At 64.9% G+C, this 308-nt stretch carries 1 protein-coding gene; it reads left to right on the forward strand.

Annotation, left to right across the window (positions count from 1 at the left end):
- The coding region (locus tag ACLZOT_RS51490; RefSeq protein WP_416976178.1) for an MHYT domain-containing protein at positions 1-308 on the forward strand (308 nt) is incomplete at both ends.

The raw sequence follows: 308 nt of genomic DNA on the forward strand, positions 1-308 counted from the left end.
GACGGATTCAGCTACGGACTCGTCACGCCGCTGGTGGCTTATCTCATGGCCTGCCTCGGCGGTGCGCTCGGCCTGCGCTGCACCACCAGATCGATGCTCGTCTCGCAGTCCTGGCGCCCGGGCTGGCTCGCGCTGGGCTCGGCGGCCATCGGATCCGGCATATGGACGATGCACTTCGTCGCGATGATGGGGTTCACCGTCAAGGAGACACCGGTCCACTACGACAAGGCGATGACATTCGCGAGCCTGGCGGTCGCCATCGTCATGGTGGGCGTCGGGATCTTCATAGTCGGCTACAAAGGCGCCAG

The organism is Streptomyces sp. 4F14, assembly GCF_048159485.1.
Taxonomy (GTDB): Bacteria; Actinomycetota; Actinomycetes; order Streptomycetales; family Streptomycetaceae; genus Streptomyces.